The sequence below is a fragment of the Pseudomonas simiae genome, assembly GCF_000934565.1.
GTDB lineage: Bacteria > Pseudomonadota > Gammaproteobacteria > Pseudomonadales > Pseudomonadaceae > Aquipseudomonas > Aquipseudomonas simiae.
The window spans coordinates 917,981-940,409 of sequence record NZ_CP010896.1; the positions used below are offsets into that span (position 1 = coordinate 917,981).

Sequence of the window (22,429 nt, forward strand, 5' to 3'; positions counted from 1 at the left end):
TTTTGGTGATCCGGCTATTGGGTGTGTAACTCGTTCAAGCTCATGCAAACGTTTGGCGTAGGAAAAATCCCAACAAAAGGCCGCGCGTTTGCAGCAAGGCGGGGCCCGCCCTGCGCAATCCGGTTATTTTCTTATGGGGTGATACTGACGCCCGAGAACACGTTGCGGCCGAAGGGGCTCACTTTGAAACCTTCGACTTTGGCGCTTAACGGCTGGTTGACCGTCGAGTGGGCGACTGGCGTGATGGGCACCTGCTGCTTGAGCAGTTGCTGCGCCTGTTTGTACAGAACAGTCCTTTGTTCGCGGTCGGTCACGACCTTGGCTTGCTTGATCAGCTTGTCGTACGCCGGGTCGCACCACATGGAGTAGTTGTTCCCGCCGATGGCGTCGCAGCTGTAGAGAGTGCCCAGCCAGTTGTCCGGGTCACCGTTGTCACCGGTCCAGCCGATCAGGCTGACATCGTGCTCACCGTTCTTGGTGCGCTTGATGTACTCGCCCCATTCGTAGCTGACGATCTTGACCTTGAGGCCGATCTTGGCCCAGTCGCTTTGCAGCATCTCGGCCATCAGCTTGGCGTTGGGGTTGTACGGACGTTGCACCGGCATCGCCCACAGGGTGATCTCGGTACCTTCCTTCACCCCGGCAGCCTTGAGCAGTTCCTTGGCTTTTTCCGGGTTGTAGGCGGCGTCCTTGATGCTGTCGTCGTAGGACCACTGCGTCGGTGGCATGGCGTTGACCGCCAATTGCCCCGCGCCCTGGTACACGGCGTTGAGAATGCTCTGCTTGTTCACCGCCATGTCCAGCGCCTGGCGCACTTCGAGCTGGTCGAACGGCTTGTGGCGCACGTTGTAGGCAATGTAGCCGAGGTTGAAGCCGGGCTTGGTCAGCAGTTTCAGGTTCGGGTCGGCCTTGAGGGCGTCGACATCAGCTGGGCGCGGATGCAGGGTGACCTGGCATTCGCCGGCCTTGAGTTTCTGCACCCGCACCGAAGCGTCGGTGTTGATGGCGAAGATCAGTTGGTCCAGCTTGACCCGGCTCGGGTCCCAGTACTGTTTGTTGGCCACATAGCGGATCTGCGAGTCTTTCTGATACCGCTGGAACACAAAGGGGCCAGTGCCGATCGGCTTCTGGTTGATGTCGCTGGGCTTGCCGGCCTTGAGCAATTGCTCGGCATATTCAGCCGACAGGATCGCGGCGAAACTCATGGCGATGTTTTGGATGAACGCGGCGTCGACCGTATTCAGGGTCATCACCACGGTGTGCGGGTCGGTTTTTTCGACCTTGGCAATGTTCTTGTTCAGGCTCATCCCGTTGAAGTAGGGGAACTCGGTGGGGTAGGCCTTGCGAAACGGATGGTCGGGGTCAAGCATGCGGTTGAAGGTAAACAGCACGTCGTCGGCGTTGAAGTCCCGCGTCGGCTTGAATTCCTTGTTGCTGTGGAATTTCACCCCTTCACGCAGGTGAAAAGTATAGGTCATGCCATCTGGCGAAATATCCCACTTGGTTGCCAACGCAGGTACGACACCGGTCTCGCCCTTTTCAAACTCAACCAGGCGGTTGTACAGCGGCTCGGCCGCGTCGTTGTCGGTGGCGGTGGTGTATTGCGCAGTATCAAAGCCTGCCGGGCTGCCTTCCGAGCAGAACACCAGGCTCCGCTTGTCGGCGGCGTGGCCCATCGTGGCCACAGCCAGCAGGCTGGTGGCAAACATTGCGGATAGAACGGTGGTATGGCGCATGACGATCCCGATCCTTGTTTGTAGTTGTCATCAGCGAGCAACCACCCGGGCGTTCGGCCAAGGTGACATCGCTGATCCCATACGCAGCAAGTGCCTTTCCGCATTTGGAGACTCTGCTGTCCTACGACGTTATGGGTCGCGGAGCTGGCAGTAAATGCACCAAATCGGATTGACCTTGTAGGCAACGGCGTCACGCATCGCAATTCGTTGCTGTAGGACGCAACGATTGCGAGCGTGGTCTGTTTCCTACGGTCCAGGCGGATGCAATAACGGCGACGTTAAGAAACGTCGCCGTCAATGATCCTTACTTGCCGCTGACGCTCACGCCGTAGAAGGAGTTCAAGCCAAACGGGCTGATCTTGAAGTCCTGCACGGTGGAACGCATGGGTTGATACACCGTCGAGTGCGCGATAGGTGTCATCGGGACAGCATCTTTGAGGATATGTTGCGCCTGCTTATACAGCTCGGTGCGTTTGGCGACGTCCGACGTAGCCTTGGCTTCTTTCACGATGCCGTCGAATTTCTTGTCGCACCATTTGGAGAAGTTGTTACCGGACAGCGAGTCGCAGCCGAACAGCACGTTCAGCCAGTTGTCCGGGTCACCATTGTCACCGCTCCAACCAATGATCATGGCCTGGTTCTCGCCACCTTTGGAGCGCTTGATGTACTCGCCCCACTCGTAGCTGGTGATCTTCACGTTGAGACCGATCTTCTTCCAGTCGTTCTGCAGCATTTCAGCCATCAGCTTGGCGTTCGGGTTGTACGGACGCTGAACCGGCATGGCCCACAGAACGATTTCGGTACCTTCCTTGATGCCCGCTTCCTTGAGCAGCGACTTGGCTTTCTCAGGGTCGTACTTGGCATCCTTGATGGTGGTGTCGTACGACCATTGGGTCGGTGGCATGGCGTTGACAGCCAGCTGGCCGGCGCCCTGGTAGACGGAGTCGATGATCTGCTGCTTGTTCACCGACATGTCCAGCGCCTGGCGTACGCGCAGGTCGGCCAGTGGGTTTGGCTGGTCGCTGCCCTTGACCTTGTCCATGACGTTGTAAGCGATGTAGCCCAGGTTGAAACCGGCCTGGTGCGGCAGTTTCAGGTCCTTGTCATCGCCCAGCGCCTTGAGGTCGGCCGGACGTGGGAACAGGGTGATCTGGCATTCGTTTTTCTTGAGTTTCTGGATACGCACCGACGGGTCGGTGGTGATAGCGAAGATCAGGTTGTCGATCTTCACGTCTTCAGGTTTCCAGTAGTCCTTGTTGCCGGTGTAACGGATGTTCGAGTCTTTCTGGTAGCTCTTGAACACGAACGGGCCAGTGCCGATCGGCTTCTGGTTGATGTCCGCAGGCTTGCCTTCCTTGAGCAGTTGAGCGGCGTATTCAGCCGACTGGATCGAGGCGAAGCTCATTGCCAGGTTCTGGATGAAAGCGGCGTCCACGGTGCCAAGGGTGAACTTGACAGTGTGCTCGTCGACTTTCTCGATGTTCTTGATGTTGGTGTCCATCCCCATGTCCGTGAAGTACGGGAACTCGGTGGGGTAGGCTTTGCGGAACGGATCGTCCTTGTTGATCATGCGATTGAACGTGAACAGTACGTCATCGGCATTGAAGGTACGGGTCGGCTTGAAGTACGAAGTGGTGTGGAACTTGACGCCATCACGCAGGTGAAAGGTGTAGGTCAAGCCATCCGGGGAAACGTCCCAGCTGGTGGCGAGCCCAGGAATCACAGCGGTACCGCCGCGTTCGAACTGGGTCAGGCGGTTGAACATGGTTTCGGCCGAGGCATCGAAGTCTGTTCCGGTGGTGTACTGGCCTGGGTCGAAACCGGCCGGGCTCCCTTCGGAGCAGAACACCAGGTTAGTCGCCGCTTGGGCGAAAGGAGCTGCGGCCATAAGGCCAGCGCTAACAATTAACGGAATGACTGCGTGTTTAAGCATGTTGGCCTCATGATTTGTTGTCATTTTTGGTGGTGAGGGCGACCTCGTGAGTCGGCCTGCGGATACTTATGCAGGCGCCATACCCATTGCAAGATGCTGAACCGTCGCGAGGCTGAAACAGTGGTACGAACGTACAGGAATGTCGCAATTATGAAAGTTTGTACATATTTGCGCATATTTTGAGGGTTTTTTCGGTGCAGGAGGTGCACCAAAAATGACCAACCGAGGCGTCTAGCGCACTCGGTTGGGGCGTTGCTGTTACTTATCTAGACTCACGCCATAGAACGGCGTCAGCCCAAAGGGGCTGATCTTGAAGTCTTTGACTTCCTTGCGCAGCGGCTGGAAAACCGTCGAGTTCGCAATAGGCGTTATAGGTACTTGTTCCTTAAGGATTTTCTGTGCCTGTTGATACCACTTGATGCGCTGTTCGCGGTCGTTGCTGACCTTGGCCTGCTGCACGAGTTTGTCGTAGGCCGGGTTACACCATTTGGCGTAGTTGCTGCCCTTGACCGCAGCGCAACTGTAGAGCACGCCGAGCCAGTTATCCGGGTCACCGTTGTCGCCGGTCCAGCCATAAATCATCGCGTCATGCTCGCCATTTTTGGCGCGTTTGATGTATTCGCCCCACTCATAACTGACGATATTGGCCTTGATGCCGACCTTTTCCCAATCCTGCTGGATCATTTGTGCCGACATGCGCGCGTTCGGGTTGGACGCGCGTTGTACGGTCATTGCCCACAGGTTGACGGTGGTACCGGGTGCAACCCCTGCTTCTTTTAGTAGCGCCTTGGCCTTGGTCGGGTCATAGGGTGCATCCTTGATGGTGGGGTCATAAGACCACTGCGCTGGAGGGAGGGCATTCTGCGCCAATTGTCCGGCGCTCTGGTACACGGCCTTGATGATCGCCGGCTTGTCGATGGCCATGTCCAGGGCCTGACGCACCTTGAGCTGATCAAGTGGTGGGTGGGTCACGTTATAGGCCAGGAAACCCAGGTTGAAACCGGCTTGTTGCAGCACATGCAGGTTCGGGTCCTGCTTCATCACCTCGATATCTGCAGGGCGCGGGTAACCGCTGACCTGGCATTCGCCGGCCTTGAGCTTCTGCAGGCGCGACGCCGCATCCGGGGTGATGGCAAACACCAGGTTGTCGAGCTTCACGTCCTCGGGTTTCCAATACTGTTTATTGGCCACGTAACGGATCTGCGAATCCTTCTGGTAGCGCTTGAACACGAACGGCCCGGTGCCCACCGGTTTCTGGTTGATCTCTTCGGCCTTGCCTTGCTTGAGCAGTTGCGCGGCGTACTCGGCGGACTGCACCGAGGCGAAGCTCATGGCCAGGTTCTGGACGAACGACGCATCGACGTTGTTCAGGTTGAACCGCACGGTGTGGTCATCGAGTTTGTCGACGCTCTTGATCGTGGTGTTCAACCCCATGTCGGTGAAGTACGGCGACTCGGAGGGGTAGGCCTGGCGAAATGGGCTTTGCGCATCGAGCAGGCGATTGAAGGTAAACAGCACATCATCCGCGTTGAAATCGCGGGTAGGGCTGAAGAAATCGGTGGTGTGGAACTTGACGCCATCGCGCAGGTGGAAGGTGTAGGTCAGGCCGTCTTGGGAGATATCCCAGCTTGTCGCCAGGCCAGGTTCGACTTCGGTGCCGCCGCGCTTGAACTGGGTCAGGCGGTTGAACACGGTTTCGGCGGACGCATCGAAATCGGTGCCGCTGGTGTACTGGCTGGGGTCGAAACCGGCGGGGCTGGCTTCGGAACAGTAGACCAGGGTACTGGCCGCCTGGGCCAGCGGCATGCAGGCCAGCAGGCCGGCAGCGAGGAGGAGCGGTTTTAAGGCGATTCTTTCCATGGAGACCCCTGAAGTGGCAGGCATATGTAAGCTGCCCAAACGAAAACGGCGCTACCGAGGGTAACGCCGTTCAGGTTTATCAGGTAGGGGTCACGGCATCTGCACTTCAATCACGCCATCGGCGCTCATGTTGACTTGGCTGGTGCCGGCTTCCACTTCTGGCGTAGGTGCCGAATCGGCCATGGCGGCTTTCATCATCATGCCGCCACGGGCATAGGGCATCGGGTAGCCGTTGGTGTTGAAGTTCAGGTTGACGATCTTGTAACCCTTGCCACCCAACGCATCGGTGGCCAATTGTGCGCGTGCTTTGAACGCGGCGACCGCATCTTTGAGCAGCGCATCTTCGCTGGACTTGCGCGTAGCGTCGGCGATGGAGAACTCCATGTTGTCCATTTTCAGGGTGCTCTGCAGTTCGCCGGTGAGCTTGGACAGCGCCGGGAAGTCTGCGCTTTCCAGGCGCAGTTCGGCGCGTTCACGCCAGCCGGTGATTTTCTGGTTCTTGCTGTCGTAGATCGGGTAGCTGTTGCGGCTGCCCTGGCGCAGGGTCACGCCTTTGACTTCACGGGCCTGGCCCAGGGCCTTGTTCATGGTGGTGGTGATTTCGGCGGCGAGCTTGGCCGGGTCGCTGTTCTGGGATTCGGTGTACAGGGTCACGATCATCTTGTCGCGGGCCACCTCCTGGCTGACCTCGGCGCGCAGGGAAATCTGGTTGTAGTTCAGTGCGTCAGCGGCCAGTGCTGGCAGGCTGACCAGAGTGCCGACGCTGAGGGTGAGGGCGGCTGCACTGCGAGTGAAACGAGACATGGAAGCTCCTTGAGATAGTCGTGTTCGGTATGACTGTAGACGGTGACATCGGGTTCTTCGGGTTTACACATTCGCTACAAGTTGTGGTGATGCCGACGAACGGTCATTTGCCTGGCCTGCGGCAAAGAGCCACACGCGCCGTGCCAGCTTGCCTGCTTCGTTTATACTCCTGCCGATCCGCCTGCAGCGCTCACCGGGAGAGCACATGCTCGCCGCCGTAAAACTGACTTCCGCCACTCGCCAGAACCTCTGGCGCCTGACGTTCATCCGTACCTTGGTACTGGCCGCACAGGCCGGCTCCGTCGGGCTCGCCTATTGGTTCGACTTGCTGCCGCTGCCGTGGCTGCAACTGGGTGTGACCCTGGGTTTCTCCACCGTGCTCTGTGCGTTTACCGCGATCCGGTTGCGCACCACCTGGCCGGTGACCGAGCTGGAATACGCCCTGCAACTGGCCTGCGATCTGTTTATCCACAGTGTGTTGCTGTATTTCTCCGGCGGTTCCACCAATCCGTTTGTTTCGTATTACCTGGTGCCCCTGACCATCGCCGCGGTGACGTTGCCGTGGCGCTACTCGGTGGTGCTGTCGGGCATCGCCTTGACGCTTTACACCTTGCTGCTGGCACGGTTCTACCCGCTGCAAACCTTTCCGATTGCCCGGGAAAACCTGCAGATCTACGGCATGTGGCTGAGTTTTGCCCTGTCCGCCGCAGTGATCACGTTCTTCGCCGCGCGCATGGCCGAAGAACTGCGCCGCCAGGAAGAATTGCGCGCCATTCGCCGTGAAGAAGGCCTGCGCGACCAGCAGTTGCTGGCCGTTGCCACCCAGGCTGCCGGCGCCGCCCATGAACTGGGCACACCTTTGGCCACCATGAGCGTGCTGCTCAACGAAATGACCCAGGACCATCACGACCCGGCGCTGCAGGAAGATCTCGGCGTGCTGCGCGAACAGGTCAAGCAATGCAAGCAGACGTTGCAGCAACTGGTACGCGCCGCCGAAGCCAATCGCCGCCTGGCAGTGGAGATGCAGGACGTGACCCTGTGGCTCGACGAAGCCCTGAACCGCTGGCACCTGATGCGTCCCGAAGCCAGTTACCGTTTCCACCTGCTGGGCCAGGGCAGCGTGCCGCGCATGGCGCCGCCACCGGATCTGACCCAGGCGCTGCTCAACCTGCTGAACAATGCGGCCGACGCCTGCCCCGACGGCCTGGGCGTGCAATTGGACTGGGACGCCGAAGACGTGACCATCAGCATTCGCGACCACGGCGCGGGTGTGCCGCTGGCCATTGCCGAGCAGATCGGCAAACCCTTCTTTACCACCAAGGGCAAAGGCTTCGGCCTCGGCCTGTTTTTGAGCAAGGCCAGCGTGACCCGCGCGGGCGGCTCAGTGAAGCTCTATAGTCATGAGGAAGGTGGCACGCTCACCGAGCTGCGCCTGCCCCGTGTCGCACGAGGAGATATCGATGAGTGACGAGATCCAAGTCGAAGGCGAAGAACTGCCGCACCTGTTGCTGGTAGATGACGACGCCACCTTTACCCGCGTGATGGCGCGCGCCATGAGCCGTCGCGGTTTCCGTGTCAGCACTGCAGGGTCTGCCGAGGAGGGCTTCACCATCGCCCAGGCCGACCTGCCGGACTACGCGGCGCTCGACCTGAAAATGGACGGCGACTCCGGCCTGGTGCTGCTGCCCAAGCTGCTGGAGCTCGACCCGGAAATGCGCGTGGTGATCCTCACCGGTTACTCCAGCATTGCCACGGCCGTCGAGGCGATCAAGCGCGGCGCCTGCAACTACCTGTGCAAACCGGCGGACGCCGACGACGTACTGGCTGCCTTGCTCTCCGAGCACGCCGACCTGGACACCCTGGTGCCGGAAAACCCGATGTCGGTGGACCGCCTGCAGTGGGAACACATCCAGCGCGTGCTGACCGAGCACGAAGGCAACATCTCCGCCACTGCCCGCGCCCTGGGCATGCACCGCCGTACCTTGCAGCGCAAGCTGCAGAAGCGCCCGGTCCGCCGCTGAGCCTGATCTGAACAACAGCTGAACAAGCTGCTTCAGGCCGCACGGAGTCCCGAACCGATCCACTATGATCGGTTCGAACGCGTGTCATCTTTTTCCTACCGAGCCTGAACGATGAATCCGAACGCTGAGTACTCCGCGGTCAACGACGCGGTGCGTGGGCAATTCTTCCGCCGCACCTGGGCGATGATTACGCCCTATTGGCGCAGTGAAGAGAAGGGCAAGGCCTGGTTGTTGCTGGCGGTGGTGATCGGTTTGTCGCTGTTCAGCGTGGCGATCTCCGTGTGGCTCAACCACTGGTACAAGGATTTTTACAACGCCCTGGAGAACAAGGACACCGCCGCCTTCTGGCAACAGATCGGCTATTTCTGCGGCATCGCCACCGTGGCGATTCTTGGCGCGGTGTACCGTCTCTATTTGACACAGATGCTGACCATTCGCTGGCGGGCGTGGTTGACCGAAAAGTATTTTGCACGGTGGCTGGGCCACAAGAATTACTACCAGCTGGAGCAGGGCGGCTACACCGATAACCCTGACCAGCGGATTTCCGAAGACCTCAATAGCTTTACCTCGAACACCTTGAGCCTTGGCCTAGGCCTGCTGCGCAATGTGGTGAGCCTGGTGTCGTTCTCGATCATCCTGTGGGGCGTGTCGGGCAGCATCGACGTCTTCGGTATCACTATTCCAGGCTACATGTTCTGGTGTGCCTTGGTTTACGCGGCAGTCGGCAGCTGGTTGACCCATCTGATCGGTCGCCGTTTGATCGGCTTGAGCAACCAACAACAACGTTTCGAAGCAGACCTGCGTTTTTCGATGGTGCGGGTGCGGGAGAACGCCGAAAGTATCGCCCTGTACAACGGCGAGCCCAACGAGAATCAACGCTTGAGTGCTCGCTTCGGGAAGGTCTGGCATAACTACTGGGACATCATGAAGGTGTCCAAGCGCCTGACGTTTTTCACTGCCGGTTACGAACAGATTGCCACCGTGTTTGCGTTTATCGTGGCAGCACCGCGCTATTTCTCCGGCAAGATCGAGTTGGGTGAGCTGATGCAAATCAACTCGGCGTTCGGCAACGTGCAAGGCAACTTCAGCTGGTTTATCAGCGCGTACTCGGACCTGGCCGGCTGGCGCGCGACCAGTGACCGTCTGCTGAGCTTTCAGCAGGCCATGCGTGACAACGAGCAACGTCCAGCGGCCATCGATGTATGCGTCGAGGGCGAACGCCTGGTGGTGCAGGGGCTGGGCATGGATCTGGTCGATGGCCGCCACCTGCTGACCGACGCCCATATGATCGTTGAGCCGGGGCAGCGTGTGATGCTCAGTGGCCGTTCCGGCAGCGGCAAAAGTACCTTGTTGCGCGCGATGGGGCATCTCTGGCCCGCCGGCCACGGCAGCATTCGTCTACCGGCCAAGCGTTACCTGTTCCTGCCACAAAAGCCCTACTTGCCGATCGGCACGCTGAAGGCCGTATTGAGTTATCCACAGGACGACAGCGTCTACCCGGCAGAACGTTATGCACAGGTCCTGGAAACCTGCCGCCTGCCTCATCTGGTCGGCCGGCTGGAGGAAGCCAACCACTGGCAGCGCATGCTCTCGCCGGGCGAGCAGCAACGCCTGGCTTTTGCCCGTGCCTTGTTGTTCGCGCCGCAATGGCTGTACATGGACGAAGCCACGTCGGCGATGGATGAAGAGGATGAAGCGACGCTGTATCAGGCGTTGATCGATGAGTTGCCGGGGCTGAGCATCGTCAGCGTCGGCCATCGCAGCAGCCTCAAGCGCTTCCATGGGCGGCATGTGCGCATCGAGGGTGGGCGCTTGCAAGAACAGCAATTGGCGTAAGGTCAAACTCGGTCAATGCGGGGGCGGGCTTGCTCGCGAATAGGGTCTATCAGTTACCGATGTGCTGACTGACCCACCGCTTTCGCAAGCAAGCCCGCTCCCCCATTTGATTGATGTTGTTTGTGAGACTCACAAAAAAGCCCGGCTGATCATCGATCAGCCGGGCTTTTTAGTGTTTGAGAATCAGGTTACTTCTTCAAACCGTAATGCTCATCCAGCATGCCTGGAGCGTTCGGCGTTTTTGGCGCGTAGTCCCGTGGTGGCTCCTGGTTTTCCCGTGGCGGGGTCAGGCGTTCCCGTGGGGTTTGCGGTGCATCGGAATGCAGCGCGGCCAGCAGGCGCTGACGGGTGATGTCGTCGAGGGCCAGGCGGTTGGCGCCATCGGCGAGGTGATCCTGTACTTCCTGGTAGCTCTGGGTGAGCTTCTTGACCAGGGTCGCGGTGCTGTTGAAGTGGGTAACAACCTCGTTCTGATAACTGTCAAAACGTTCCTGAATGTCATCCAACTGACGCTGCGTGCGGTTAGGCGCGGCATTCGGCAGCAAGCGAGCAACCAGGAAACCAATGGCGACACCGGCAACCAGGGCAAGAGTCGGCAACAACCAAACTAAGAGCGAGTGTTCCACGAGTCCTTCCTCTATAAACGGCTTTGCTTTACGTTAACGGCTCAAACCTGCGCTGTATACCGCGATTAAGCTCGCAATGATGCCATGCACAGACTTTTAGCTAGACGAGTCGACCCTTTGTGAGGTCACGGAGTTCATCTCTTGCTCATGCGTGAAACCCCCGTTTTGATCGATGGCCCGGTAGGCCAATTGGAAGCCTTGTACCTGGATCACCCCGAGCCACGTGGCCTGGCGCTGATCTGCCACCCCAACCCGGTGCAAGGCGGGACCATGCTCAATAAAGTTGTATCGACCCTGCAACGCACCGCTCGCGATGCCGGTTTGATTACCTTGCGTTTCAATTACCGTGGCGTTGGCGCGAGCGCCGGCACCCACGATATGAGCACCGGCGAAGTGGATGACGCCGAAGCGGCCGCCACTTGGCTGCGGGAAAAACACCCGGACCTGCCGATCACCTTGCTCGGTTTTTCCTTCGGTGGCTACGTCGCTGCCAGCCTCGGCGGGCGCTTGGAAGCCAAGGGTGAAAAACTGTCACATTTGTTCATGGTTGCGGCGGCGGTGATGCGTCTTCGCGATACCGATGCGCTTCCCCAGGGCTGCCCATTGACGCTGATCCAGCCGGAAACCGACGAAGTGGTCGACCCGCAGACCGTCTACGCTTGGTCCGCCGCCTTGAATCGCCCCCATGAGCTGCTGAAAGTGGCAGAATGCGGACACTTTTTTCACGGCAAGCTCACCGATCTGAAGGATCTGGTGCTGCCGCGACTTTCGAATTGATAGCAGTCTGATAAGCGATTACCCATGACGACTCGTACCCGTATCCTCACCGGCATCACCACCACCGGCACGCCGCACCTGGGCAACTACGCCGGTGCGATCCGCCCGGCGATCCTTGCCAGCCAGGACGCCAATGCCGACTCCTTTTACTTCCTGGCCGACTACCACGCCCTGATCAAATGCGATGACCCGCAGCGCATCCAGCGTTCGCGCATGGAAATCGCCGCGACCTGGCTGGCCGGTGGCCTGGACGTGAACCGGGTGACCTTCTACCGCCAGTCCGACATCCCGGAAATCCCCGAGCTGACCTGGCTGCTCACTTGCGTTGCCGCCAAGGGCCTGCTCAACCGCGCCCATGCGTACAAGGCCTCGGTAGACAAGAACGTGGAAGCCGGCGAAGACCCGGATGCGGGCATCAGCATGGGCCTCTACAGCTACCCGGTGCTGATGGCGGCGGACATCCTGATGTTCAACGCGCACAAGGTGCCGGTGGGTCGCGACCAGATCCAGCACGTGGAAATGGCCCGCGACATCGGCCAGCGCTTCAACCACCTGTTCGGTAACGGTAAAGAATTCTTCACCATGCCCGAGGCGTTGATCGAAGAAAGCGTCGCCACCTTGCCGGGCCTGGATGGTCGCAAGATGTCCAAGAGCTATGACAACACCATTCCGTTGTTCACCAGCGCCAAGGACATGAAGGACGCGATCTCGCGCATCGTCACCGACTCCCGCGCGCCGGGCGAAGCCAAGGACCCGGACAATTCGCACCTGTTCACCCTGTACCAGGCGTTTGCCAGCAAGGCCCAGGAAGAAGAGTTCCGTGCCGAACTGCTGCAAGGGCTGGGCTGGGGCGAGGCGAAGAATCGTCTGTTCCAACTGCTGGACGGCCAGCTTGGCGAAGCCCGCGAGCGTTACCATCAATTGATGTCGCGCCCGTCGGACATGGAAGACCTGCTGCTGGTCGGCGCCAACAAGGCCCGTGCCGTGGCGGCACCTTTCCTGGCCGAGCTGCGCGAGGCGGTAGGCCTGCGTTCGTTCGTCAACCCGATCGCAGCGCCGGTCGCGACCAAGAAGAAAGCTGCAAAAGCCGCGCGCTTCGTGAGCTTCCGTGAAGACGACGGCAGCTTCCGCTTCCGCCTGCTGGCGGCCGAGGGTGAGCAACTGCTGCTGTCGCGAAACTTTGCTGACGGTAAAGCGGCGGGCGCGGTGACCAAGCAACTGCAAAGCGGCGATGGGCTGGACGTACGCACCGAGGCCCTGAGCTTCAGTGTATGGCTGGACGGCGCCGCAGTGGCCGACAGCGCCGAGTTCGCCGACGAAGCGTCCCGTGATGCTGCCATCGCCGCTCTGCGCGTTGCGTTGACCCCCCTCGAGGATTAACCCGACCAAGGGTTGATTGCCATTATCCGGGGCCGTCGTTACAGTGACGGCCCGTTTTTGTTGCCTTGCTAACGAAATTATGACGCCCCTAGAACGATATCAAGCTGATCTGAAACGCCCTGAATTCTTCCATGACGCGGCCCAGGAAACGGCGGTGCGTCATTTGCAGCGCCTGTACGACGACCTGGTTGCGGCCTCGCAAAGCAAGCCGGGGATGCTCAGCAAGCTGTTTGGCAAGAAAGACCATACGCCGGTCAAGGGCCTGTATTTCTGGGGCGGCGTGGGGCGGGGCAAGACTTACCTGGTCGACACGTTCTTCGAAGCGTTGCCGTTCAAGGAAAAAGTACGGACGCACTTCCACCGCTTCATGAAGCGCGTGCACGAAGAGATGAAGACCCTGCCGGGCGAGAAAAACCCGCTGACCATCATCGCCAAGCGCTTCTCCGAAGAAGCCCGGGTGATCTGCTTCGATGAGTTCTTCGTCTCCGACATCACCGATGCCATGATCCTCGGCACCCTGATGGAAGAGCTGTTCAAGAACGGCGTGACCCTGGTCGCCACCTCGAACATCGTGCCCGACGGCTTGTACAAGGACGGCCTGCAGCGCGCGCGCTTCCTGCCGGCCATTGCGCTGATCAAGCAGAACACCGAAATCGTCAACGTCGACAGCGGCGTCGACTACCGCCTGCGTCACCTGGAGCAAGCGGAGCTGTTCCACTTCCCGCTGAACGAAGCGGCGCACGAAAGCCTGAAGAAGAGCTTCCGCGCCCTCACGCCGGAATGCACCCAGGCGGTGGAAAACGACAAGCTGATGATCGAGAACCGCGAAATCATCGCGCTGCGTACTTGCGATGACGTGGCTTGGTTCGAATTCCGCCAGCTGTGCGACGGCCCGCGTAGCCAGAACGACTACATCGAACTGGGCAAGATCTTCCATGCGGTGATCTTGAGCGGCGTGGAGCAGATGAGCGTGACCACCGACGACATCGCACGACGTTTTATCAACATGGTCGACGAGTTCTACGACCGTAACGTCAAGCTGATCATTTCGGCGGAAGTCGAGCTGAAGGATCTGTACACCGGCGGGCGCTTGAACTTCGAGTTCCAGCGCACGCTGAGTCGCTTGCTGGAAATGCAGTCCCACGAGTTCCTGTCGCGCGGGCACAAACCTTAGCAGCAACCCAACACAAATGTGGGAGGGGGCTTGCCCCCGATAGCGGTGGTTCAGTCAATATCTACAGTGACTGACACGCTGCCATCGGGGGCAAGCCCCCTCCCACATTTTGGTTTCTGTGCACCCTTGGTTACGCGGCTTGCTGGAGTTACGCGGCCTGCTGGAATTGCTGGCGGTACTGGTTTGGCGACAGTTCGGTGTGCTGTCGGAACAGCCTGGCAAAGAAACTCGCATCGTCATAACCCACTTCATAACTGATGGTCTTGATGCTCTTGCGGCTGCCCGAGAGCAATCCCTTGGCCGTCTCGATGCGCAGACGTTGCAGGTAATGCAGCGGCTTGTCGCCGGTAGCGGTCTGGAAGCGACGCATGAAATTGCGAATGCTCATGCCGTGTTCCCGGGCCACGTCTTCGAAGCGGAATTTGTCGGCGAAGTGCTCTTCGAGCCAATGCTGGATCTGCAGGATGATCACGTCCTGGTGTAACTTCTGCCCGCCAAACCCAATGCGTCCAGGCGAATAGCTGCGCTGCACTTCGTAGAGAATGTCGCGGGCCACCGCCTGGGCGATGTTGGCGCCGCAGAAGCGTTCGATCAGGTAGATATAGAGGTCGCACGCCGAGGTGGTGCCGCCGGCGCAATACAGGTTGTCGGCGTCGGTGAGGTGCTTGTCCTGGTTGAGCTGTACCTGGGGAAAGCGTTCGGTGAACGCGTTGAAGAAGCGCCAATAGGTGGTCGCTTCCTTGCCATCGAGCAGGCCGGCTTCGGCCAGCCAGAACACCCCGGTGGCTTCGCCGCACAACACGGCGCCGCGTGCGTGTTGCGCACGTAACCATGGCAGCACCTGGGGGTAGCGGGTGCAGAGGGCGTCGAAGTCATCCCAGAAAGCCGGTAGCACGATGATGTCGGCGTCTTCCAGGCCGCCGTCCACCGGCATGATCACATCGCTGAAGCTGCGCACCGATTGCCCGTCGGGGCTGACCAGGCGCGTTTCAAACGCGGGGGTCAGGCCCAGGCCTTGCTGTTTGCCGTACCGCAGGCTGGCGAGGTGGAAGAAATCCTTGGCTTGCATGAGGGTTGAAGCGAATACCCGATCAATGGCCAAAATGCTGACGCGCCGCAACGGCGTGGAGATTTGGTTAGACATAATTTCATTTATTCTTATAGGGGAAAGTGGTCACCAGACGGCTGGATCGTCTTATTTTTTGTCGCATGTGTCCAGTGTCCCGTGATGCCTTCGCGGCATAGTCTCTGTGGGCTCGTCCTTGTCCGACAATCCACGCAGGTGACCCATGATTCCCAGAACCTTGTTCAGCCCGGAACACGAACTCTTCCGCGAGAGCGTGCGCACCTTCCTCGAAAAAGATGCCGCGCCGTTTCATGGACACTGGGAGAAGCAGGGCTATATCGACCGTCGCTTATGGAACAAGGCCGGGGAGGCGGGCATGCTGTGTTCCCATCTGCCGGAGGAATATGGCGGGCTGGGTGCGGACTTTCTCTACAGCGCGGTGGTCATTGAAGAGATCAGCCGGCTGGGCCTGACCGGTATCGGTTTTTCCCTGCATTCGGACATTGTTGCGCCGTACATCCTGCATTACGGCAGTGAGGCGCTGAAGCACAAATATTTGCCCAAGCTGATCTCCGGCGAAATGGTCACGGCCATTGCCATGACCGAGCCGGGCGCCGGTTCCGACCTGCAAGGCGTGAAGACCACGGCGGTGCTGGACGGTGACGAATACGTGATCAATGGCTCCAAGACCTTCATTACCAATGGCTATCTCGCGGAGTTGGTGATTGTGGTAGCCAAGACCGATCCCAAGGCTGGCGCGAAGGGCACCAGCCTGTTTCTGGTGGAGGCCGACACGCCGGGCTTCGACAAAGGCAAGCGCCTGGAGAAAGTCGGCATGAAAGCCCAGGACACGTCGGAGCTGTTCTTCCAGGATGTGCGGGTGCCCAAGGAAAACCTGCTGGGCCAGGCCGGCATGGGCTTCGCGTATTTGATGCAGGAGTTGCCCCAGGAGCGACTGACGGTAGCGATTGGCGCGTTGTCATCCGCCGAGGCAGCGCTGGAGTGGACCCTGGAATACACCCGCGAGCGTAAGGCATTCGGCAAGGCGATTGCGGATTTCCAGAACACTCGCTTCAAGTTGGCGGAAATGGCCACCGAGATTCAGATTGGCCGTGTGTTCGTCGACAAATGCATGGCGCTGCACCTGGAAGGCAAGCTGGATGTGCCCACGGCGGCGATGGCCAAGTATTGGGCCACGGACTTGCAATGCAAGGTGCTCGATGAGTGCGTGCAGTTGCACGGCGGCTACGGCTTTATGTGGGAATACCCGATTGCACGGGCGTGGGCGGATGCGCGGGTGCAGCGGATCTACGCGGGGACCAACGAGATCATGAAGGAGATCATTGCGCGGGCGCTTTGACCTTTAGTCTTGTTGAAGGCCTCTTCGCGGGCAAGCCCGCTCCCACACTTTGATTTGTGAATACATTCAAATGTGGGAGCGGGCTTGCCCGCGAAGGCGGCTTAAGGGTCCATCAAGGCGCTGGGTTCGGATGATCCTTCTGAATCGCCTCAATCCCTTCCAAAACCTCTTTCGAGAGTTTCAGGTCGGCACTGGCAATGTTGCTGTCCAGTTGCTCCAGGCTGGTGGCGCCAATGATGTTGCTGGTCACGAACGGCTGCTGGGTCACGAACGCGAGCGCCATCTGCGCCGGGTCCAGGCCGTGTTCCCGTGCCAACGCCACATAACGGCTGCACGCCGCTTCCGACTGCGGGTTGAAGTAACGGCTGAAGCGGCTGTACTCGGTCAACCGGGCCTTGGCCGGGCGTGCGCCACCTTCGTATTTGCCACTGAGCATGCCAAACGCCAGCGGCGAATACGCCAGCAGGCCGCACTGTTCACGAATCGCGACTTCCGCCAAACCTACCTCAAAGCTACGGTTGAGCAGGTTGTAGGGATTCTGGATCGACACCGCACGGCTCCAGCCACGGGCTTCGGCCAGTGCCAGGAATTTCATGGTGCCCCATGGGGTTTCGTTGGACAGGCCGATGTGGCGAATCTTGCCCGCCTTGACTTGCTCGTCCAGCGCTTCGAGGGTTTCCTCCAGCGGGGTGAGATCGTCTTCGTCCTTGTGCTTGTAGCTCAGTTGGCCGAAGAAATTGGTGCTGCGTTCCGGCCAGTGCAACTGGTAGAGGTCGATCCAGTCGGTCTGCAAGCGTTTGAGGCTGGCATCCAGGGCGTCGACGATGTGCTTGCGGTTGTGGCGCAGGTGGCCATCGCGGATATAGTCGATGGTGTTGCCGGGGCCGGCGATCTTGCTCGCCAGGACCCAGTCGGCACGGTCGCCACGACTTTTGAAGTAATTGCCGATGTAACGCTCGGTGGTGGCATAGGTGTCGGCCTTGGGCGGCACCGGGTACATTTCCGCCGTGTCGAGGAAGTTGATCCCCGCGGCCTTGGCCCGCTCGATCTGTGCGAAGGCCTCTGCCTCGCTGTTCTGCTCGCCCCAGGTCATGGTGCCCAAGGCTATCGCGCTCACGTTCAGATCCGTACGGCCCAGCTGTCGATAATCCATCGGGTACTCCTTCAGGGAAAACAATCATAAAAGCAGGTTGAATTTTTTTTCGCAATCTGCATAATTGCCCACCTCTTTCTGCAGTGGAAGTGATGCGCCGCCTGCCGAAGAATCTTGCCGTTGAACGGACGCGCCGACCCGAGCCCCCGATAGCGTCTGTATCCGGCTGCCTTTGACTTGTCAAAGTACGCACTATTCAGTAAGATCCGCCGTCTAATTTACAGGGCGGCCCCTGAGGCTATTAAAGAATGACAACTTTTACTGCAAAACCGGAAACAGTTCAGCGCGACTGGTTTGTCGTCGACGCCGCTGGTCAGACCCTGGGTCGTCTGGCCACTGAAGTCGCCAGCCGTCTGCGTGGCAAGCACAAGCCTGAGTACACCCCTCACGTTGACACCGGTGACTACATCGTGATCATCAACGCTGAGCAGGTTCGTGTAACCGGCAACAAAGCAAGCGACAAAATGTACTACCGTCACTCCGGTTTCCCAGGCGGTATCAAGTCTTCCAACTTCGAAGGCCTGATTGCCAAGAAGCCTGAAGCCCCGATCGAAATCGCGGTCAAAGGCATGCTGCCTAAGGGCCCACTGGGTCGCGATATGTTTCGCAAGCTGAAAGTCTATGCGGGCGCTGTACACCCTCATGCTGCTCAGCAGCCCCAAGAACTGAAGTTTTAACGGAATAGTTCATTATGTCGGCGACTCAAAATTACGGCACTGGCCGTCGCAAAACCGCAACCGCTCGCGTTTTCCTGCGTCCGGGTACTGGTAACATCTCGATCAACAACCGCTCCCTGGACAACTTCTTCGGCCGCGAAACTGCCCGCATGGTAGTTCGTCAGCCGCTGGAATTGACCGAGACCGTTGAAAAGTTCGACATCTACGTCACCGTTATCGGTGGCGGTGTAAGTGGTCAAGCTGGCGCAATCCGCCACGGTATCACTCGCGCTCTGATGCAGTACGACGAAACCCTGCGTGGCGCTCTGCGCAAAGCTGGCTTCGTGACTCGCGATGCCCGTGAAGTTGAACGTAAGAAAGTCGGTCTGCGTAAAGCGCGTAAGCGTCCGCAGTACTCGAAGCGTTAATTCGCTTTACGTTCCACAGAAACGCCCAGCCCCTTCGCGGAGCTGGGCGTTTTTTATTGCCTGCGATTTATGCATAAATTTGTGCGTGACAACTTGCCACATCCGTAGACCCCCTATACTACAAGGCCTGGAGGCTGAGCTCCCGGCAATTCCCTTGTCATACGTGGGGCTTTTCATTACCATCCGTCAAAATTTTTATAAGTAAAGATTCAACACTTAGTAGACGCCTGATTTAACAGGCCAAAAAGCTGATGGGAGAGGACTGAATGAGCAATGACGGCGTGAATGCAGGCCGGCGTCGCTTCTTGGTAGCAGCCACATCCGTGGTGGGTGCTGCAGGAGCGGTGGGGGCTGCGGTCCCGTTCGTGGGGTCATGGTTTCCCAGTGCCAAGGCGAAAGCCGCAGGTGCACCGGTGAAGGTGAATATCAGCAAGATCGAGCCAGGGCAGCAGATGATTGCTGAATGGCGCGGCCAGCCGGTCTTCATTGTTCGTCGTACCGAGGAAATCCTGGGGAATCTCAAAAAGATCGAAGGCCAGTTGTCTGACCCTCAATCCGAGAAGTCCGACCAACCCGCCTACGCCAAGAATGAAGTGCGTTCGATCAAGCCGGAGATCCTGCTACTGGTCGGTCTCTGTACCCACCTGGGTTGCTCGCCTACCTTCCGCCCGGAAGTGGCCCCTGTCGACCTGGGCAAGGATTGGGTCGGCGGTTATTTCTGCCCCTGCCACGGCTCCCACTACGACCTCGCTGGCCGCGTCTACAAATCCCAGCCTGCTCCCTTGAACCTGCCGGTTCCTCCGCACACCTACGAAACTGACGACCTCATTGTCATTGGCCTCGATAAGGAGAACGCGTGATGAGCAAGTTCATGGATTGGGTGGATGCGCGCTTCCCCGCCACTAAAATGTGGGAAGACCATCTCAGCAAATATTACGCGCCAAAAAACTTCAACTTCTTTTACTTCTTCGGCTCCCTGGCACTGCTGGTGCTGGTCAACCAGATCGTCACCGGCGTCTGGCTGACGATGAGCTACACCCCGTCGGCGGAAGAGGCGTTTGCTTCGGTCGAGTACATCATGCGTGACGTCGAGTACGGCTCGATCCTGCGCCTGCTGCACTCCACGGGCGCGTCGGCGTTCTTTATCGTCGTCTACCTGCACATGTTCCGCGGCCTGCTCTATGGCTCGTACCAGAAGCCCCGCGAGCTGGTGTGGGTGTTCGGCATGCTGATCTACCTGGCGCTGATGGCTGAAGCCTTCATGGGCTACCTGCTGCCCTGGGGCCAGATGTCGTACTGGGGCGCCCAGGTGATCATCTCGCTGTTCGGTGCGATCCCGGTGATCGGCAACGACCTGACCCAGTGGATCCGGGGTGACTACCTGATCTCGGGCATCACCCTGAACCGCTTCTTTGCCCTGCACGTGGTGGCCTTGCCGATCGTGATCCTGGGCCTGGTGGTACTGCACATCCTGGCGCTGCACGAGGTGGGTTCCAACAACCCGGATGGCGTGGACATCAAGAAGCACAAGGACGAAAACGGCATCCCGCTGGATGGCATTCCGTTCCACCCTTACTACACCGTGAAAGACATTGTCGGCGTGGTGGTGTTCCTGTTCGTGTTCTGCTCGATCGTGTTCTTTTTCCCGGAGATGGGCGGTTATTTCCTGGAGAAACCTAACTTCGAACAGGCCAACGCCTTCAAGACACCTGAGCACATTGCCCCCGTCTGGTACTTCACACCGTTCTACGCGATCTTGCGGGCGATCCCCGACAAGCTCATGGGCGTGATTGCCATGGGCGCGGCCATTGCGGTGCTGTTCGTGTTGCCTTGGCTTGACCGCAGCCCGGTCAAATCCATGCGCTACAAGGGCTGGCTAAGCAAGATCTGGCTGTGGGTGTTCTGCATTGCGTTCGTGATCCTGGGTGTACTCGGTGTCTTGGCGCCGACTCCAGAGCGTACGCTGCTGTCGCAGGTCTGCACCTTCCTGTACTTTGCCTACTTCATTCTGATGCCGTTCTATACCCGGCTCGAGAAGACCAAACCGGTTCCGGAAAGGGTGACTGGCTGATGAAAAAGTTATTCGTTGCATTGATGCTTGCGGCACTGCCGCTACTGTCCTTCGCTGCCGAGCATGGCGGACCGGAGCTGGAAAAAGTCGATATCGACGTGTCTGACAAGGCTGCCATGCAGGATGGCGCGCGCACGTTCGCCAACTATTGCATGGGCTGCCACAGCGCCAAGTTCCAGCGTTACGAGCGTGTTGCCGATGACCTTGGCATCCCCCATGAAATGATGCTGGAAAAGCTGGTGTTCACGGGCGCCAAGATCGGCGACCACATGACCATCGGCATGAAGCCTGCAGACGCCAAGACCTGGTTCGGCGCAGCGCCGCCTGACTTGACCCTGGTAGCCCGTGTGCGGGGTACCGACTGGCTCTACGGCTACCTGAAATCCTTCTACGAAGACCCGGCACGTCCGTATGGCGTGAACAACCGTGTGTTCCCGAACGTCGGCATGCCTAACGTTCTGGTCGGCCTGCAAGGCAAGCAAGTGGTAGGATGCAAGCAGATCCAGGTCGTTGAAGACGGCAAGAAGCAATACGATCCGTTGACCGGCACACCTTTGACTCATGAAGCGTGCGATCAACTGAAGATAGAAACCCCAGGTTCGTTGACAGACGAGCAGTTCGACGAGAAGGTCAAGAACCTCGTGACCTTCCTGGCCTACTCGGCCAATCCGGTCAAACTGGAGCATCAGCGCATCGGTACGTATGTGTTGCTGTACCTGGCCTTCTTCTTCGTATTCGCCTATCTGCTCAAACGCGAATACTGGAAGGATGTGCATTGATCCAACTGTAAGCAATTGCTGTTAATCTTGCGCGCCCAGCGGCATCTCTGACGTAGCGATCGGTTGAACCGGACGTTACAGAGATGCTCTCTGGGCGCGCTCGTTTTTGAGCTTTCGATAATTTCAACAAGCGAGGAGGACCGCCATGGGCGTGACCAATCGGTTGGCCTGTTACTCCGACCCCGCCGACCACTATTCCCACCGAGTGCGCATCGTGCTCGCAGAGAAGGGTGTCAGCGCCGAGATCATCAGTGTGGAGGCGGGCCGTCAGCCGCCAAAACTGATCGAAGTGAACCCTTACGGCAGCTTGCCCACCCTGGTCGATCGTGACCTGGCGTTGTGGGAGTCGACCGTCGTGATGGAATACCTGGATGAGCGTTACCCGCATCCGCCTTTGCTGCCGGTGTACCCGGTGGCGCGTGCCAACAGCCGGCTGCTGATCCATCGGATCCAGCGTGACTGGTGTGGTCTGGTGGATGTGATTCTGGATACCCGCAGCAAAGAGGCGGCACGTGTACAGGCGCGTAAGGAATTGCGCGAAAGCCTGACCGGCGTTTCGCCGCTGTTCGCCGATAAACCTTTTTTCCTCAGTGAGGAACAAAGCTTGGTGGATTGCTGCCTATTACCGATACTCTGGCGTTTGCCGATTCTTGGTATTGAACTGCCGCGGCCTGCCAAGCCGCTGCTTGATTACATGGAGCGCCAGTTTGCGCGTGAGGCTTTCCAGGCGAGTCTGTCTGGTGTCGAACGCGATATGCGCTAAGGCTTA

The 22,429-nt window shown here is 58.9% G+C and carries 20 protein-coding genes; 13 read left to right on the forward strand and 7 right to left on the reverse strand.

Translation table 11 applies throughout. From position 1 onward, the window contains the following. Nucleotides 1-131 precede the first annotated feature (131 nt). The 4 genes from PF1751_RS04070 to PF1751_RS04085 all read right to left on the reverse strand — a co-directional run bounded on the left by PF1751_RS04070 (nt 132) and on the right by PF1751_RS04085 (nt 6,333). Entirely contained in the window at nt 132-1,709 is a 1,578-nt protein-coding gene (locus PF1751_RS04070; RefSeq protein WP_370737437.1) for an ABC transporter substrate-binding protein, read from the reverse strand. 331 nt (nt 1,710-2,040) lie between these two features. Beyond that, the gene (locus PF1751_RS04075) at nt 2,041-3,669 is read right to left on the reverse strand and encodes an ABC transporter substrate-binding protein (protein ID WP_010213186.1); all 1,629 of its coding nucleotides are present in this window, start codon (nt 3,667-3,669) and stop codon (nt 2,041-2,043) included. Between the two features lie 258 nt (nt 3,670-3,927). Continuing rightward, nucleotides 3,928-5,529 (reverse strand): ABC transporter substrate-binding protein, encoded by a 1,602-nt coding sequence (locus PF1751_RS04080; RefSeq protein WP_010213185.1) that lies wholly within the window; start codon nt 5,527-5,529, stop codon nt 3,928-3,930. 90 nt (nt 5,530-5,619) lie between these two features. Continuing rightward, a complete protein-coding gene (locus tag PF1751_RS04085; protein WP_010213182.1) occupies nt 5,620-6,333 on the reverse strand; it encodes an SIMPL domain-containing protein in 714 nt (237 codons plus the stop codon). Nucleotides 6,334-6,538: 205 nt separating this feature from the next. On the opposite strand from PF1751_RS04085, the gene PF1751_RS04090 reads away from it, so the two are divergent. The 3 genes from PF1751_RS04090 to PF1751_RS04100 all read left to right on the forward strand — a co-directional run bounded on the left by PF1751_RS04090 (nt 6,539) and on the right by PF1751_RS04100 (nt 10,190). Beyond that, nucleotides 6,539-7,801, forward strand: a complete 1,263-nt coding sequence (locus PF1751_RS04090) for an ATP-binding protein (protein WP_021491896.1) — start codon at nt 6,539-6,541, stop codon at nt 7,799-7,801. Then, nucleotides 7,794-8,354, forward strand: a complete 561-nt coding sequence (locus tag PF1751_RS04095; RefSeq protein ID WP_010213178.1) for a response regulator transcription factor — start codon at nt 7,794-7,796, stop codon at nt 8,352-8,354. Before PF1751_RS04090 ends, PF1751_RS04095 begins: the two co-directional genes overlap by 8 nt. Nucleotides 8,355-8,465: 111 nt before the next feature. Beyond that, entirely contained in the window at nt 8,466-10,190 is a 1,725-nt protein-coding gene (locus PF1751_RS04100; RefSeq protein WP_021491895.1) for an ABC transporter ATP-binding protein/permease, read from the forward strand. 188 nt (nt 10,191-10,378) lie between these two features. On the opposite strand, the gene PF1751_RS04105 is transcribed toward PF1751_RS04100, so the two are convergent. Continuing rightward, complete coding sequence (locus PF1751_RS04105; protein ID WP_003171734.1) at nt 10,379-10,816, reverse strand: Z-ring associated ZapG family protein; 438 nt, start codon at nt 10,814-10,816, stop codon at nt 10,379-10,381. 147 nt (nt 10,817-10,963) lie between these two features. Here PF1751_RS04105 and PF1751_RS04110 point away from each other — a divergent pair, with 147 nt between their 5' ends. The 3 genes from PF1751_RS04110 to zapE all read left to right on the forward strand — a co-directional run bounded on the left by PF1751_RS04110 (nt 10,964) and on the right by zapE (nt 14,147). Then, nucleotides 10,964-11,593: an alpha/beta hydrolase gene (locus PF1751_RS04110; protein ID WP_021491894.1), complete on the forward strand. Its 630-nt coding sequence runs from the start codon at nt 10,964-10,966 to the stop codon at nt 11,591-11,593. 24 nt (nt 11,594-11,617) lie between these two features. Next, complete coding sequence (locus PF1751_RS04115; RefSeq protein ID WP_010213173.1) at nt 11,618-12,973, forward strand: tryptophan--tRNA ligase; 1,356 nt, start codon at nt 11,618-11,620, stop codon at nt 12,971-12,973. Between the two features lie 79 nt (nt 12,974-13,052). Continuing rightward, the gene (zapE, locus tag PF1751_RS04120; RefSeq protein ID WP_010213172.1) at nt 13,053-14,147 is read left to right on the forward strand and encodes a cell division protein ZapE; all 1,095 of its coding nucleotides are present in this window, start codon (nt 13,053-13,055) and stop codon (nt 14,145-14,147) included. 148 nt (nt 14,148-14,295) lie between these two features. On the opposite strand, the gene PF1751_RS04125 is transcribed toward zapE, so the two are convergent. Next, nucleotides 14,296-15,216, reverse strand: a complete 921-nt coding sequence (locus tag PF1751_RS04125) for a GlxA family transcriptional regulator (RefSeq protein ID WP_175439681.1) — start codon at nt 15,214-15,216, stop codon at nt 14,296-14,298. 220 nt (nt 15,217-15,436) lie between these two features. Here PF1751_RS04125 and PF1751_RS04130 point away from each other — a divergent pair, with 220 nt between their 5' ends. Next, a complete protein-coding gene (locus tag PF1751_RS04130) occupies nt 15,437-16,573 on the forward strand; it encodes an acyl-CoA dehydrogenase family protein (protein WP_010213169.1) in 1,137 nt (378 codons plus the stop codon). Nucleotides 16,574-16,685: 112 nt separating this feature from the next. Here the strand turns inward: PF1751_RS04130 and PF1751_RS04135 are convergent, their stop codons facing one another. Next, on the reverse strand, nt 16,686-17,726 hold the full coding sequence (locus tag PF1751_RS04135; protein WP_021491892.1) for an NADP(H)-dependent aldo-keto reductase: 1,041 nt from the start codon (nt 17,724-17,726) through the stop codon (nt 16,686-16,688). A gap of 248 nt (nt 17,727-17,974) precedes the next feature. Between PF1751_RS04135 and rplM the strand changes: the two genes are divergently transcribed. The 6 genes from rplM (at nt 17,975) to PF1751_RS04165 (ending at nt 22,423) form a co-directional block, all read left to right on the forward strand. After that, nucleotides 17,975-18,403, forward strand: coding sequence for a 50S ribosomal protein L13 (rplM, locus tag PF1751_RS04140; protein ID WP_003188508.1), 429 nt, complete (start codon nt 17,975-17,977; stop codon nt 18,401-18,403). 14 nt (nt 18,404-18,417) lie between these two features. Continuing rightward, the gene (gene rpsI, locus PF1751_RS04145; protein WP_002555064.1) at nt 18,418-18,810 is read left to right on the forward strand and encodes a 30S ribosomal protein S9; all 393 of its coding nucleotides are present in this window, start codon (nt 18,418-18,420) and stop codon (nt 18,808-18,810) included. A gap of 266 nt (nt 18,811-19,076) precedes the next feature. Next, nucleotides 19,077-19,670, forward strand: coding sequence for a ubiquinol-cytochrome c reductase iron-sulfur subunit (petA, locus tag PF1751_RS04150; protein ID WP_010213167.1), 594 nt, complete (start codon nt 19,077-19,079; stop codon nt 19,668-19,670). Next, complete coding sequence (locus tag PF1751_RS04155) at nt 19,670-20,881, forward strand: cytochrome b (protein ID WP_003171746.1); 1,212 nt, start codon at nt 19,670-19,672, stop codon at nt 20,879-20,881. Before petA ends, PF1751_RS04155 begins: the two co-directional genes overlap by 1 nt. Beyond that, nucleotides 20,881-21,660: a cytochrome c1 gene (locus tag PF1751_RS04160; RefSeq protein WP_010213166.1), complete on the forward strand. Its 780-nt coding sequence runs from the start codon at nt 20,881-20,883 to the stop codon at nt 21,658-21,660. The genes PF1751_RS04155 and PF1751_RS04160 overlap by 1 nt, the downstream gene beginning before the upstream one ends. Before the next feature lie 145 nt (nt 21,661-21,805). Next, nucleotides 21,806-22,423: a glutathione S-transferase N-terminal domain-containing protein gene (locus PF1751_RS04165; RefSeq protein ID WP_010213164.1), complete on the forward strand. Its 618-nt coding sequence runs from the start codon at nt 21,806-21,808 to the stop codon at nt 22,421-22,423. Nucleotides 22,424-22,429: the final 6 nt, after the last annotated feature.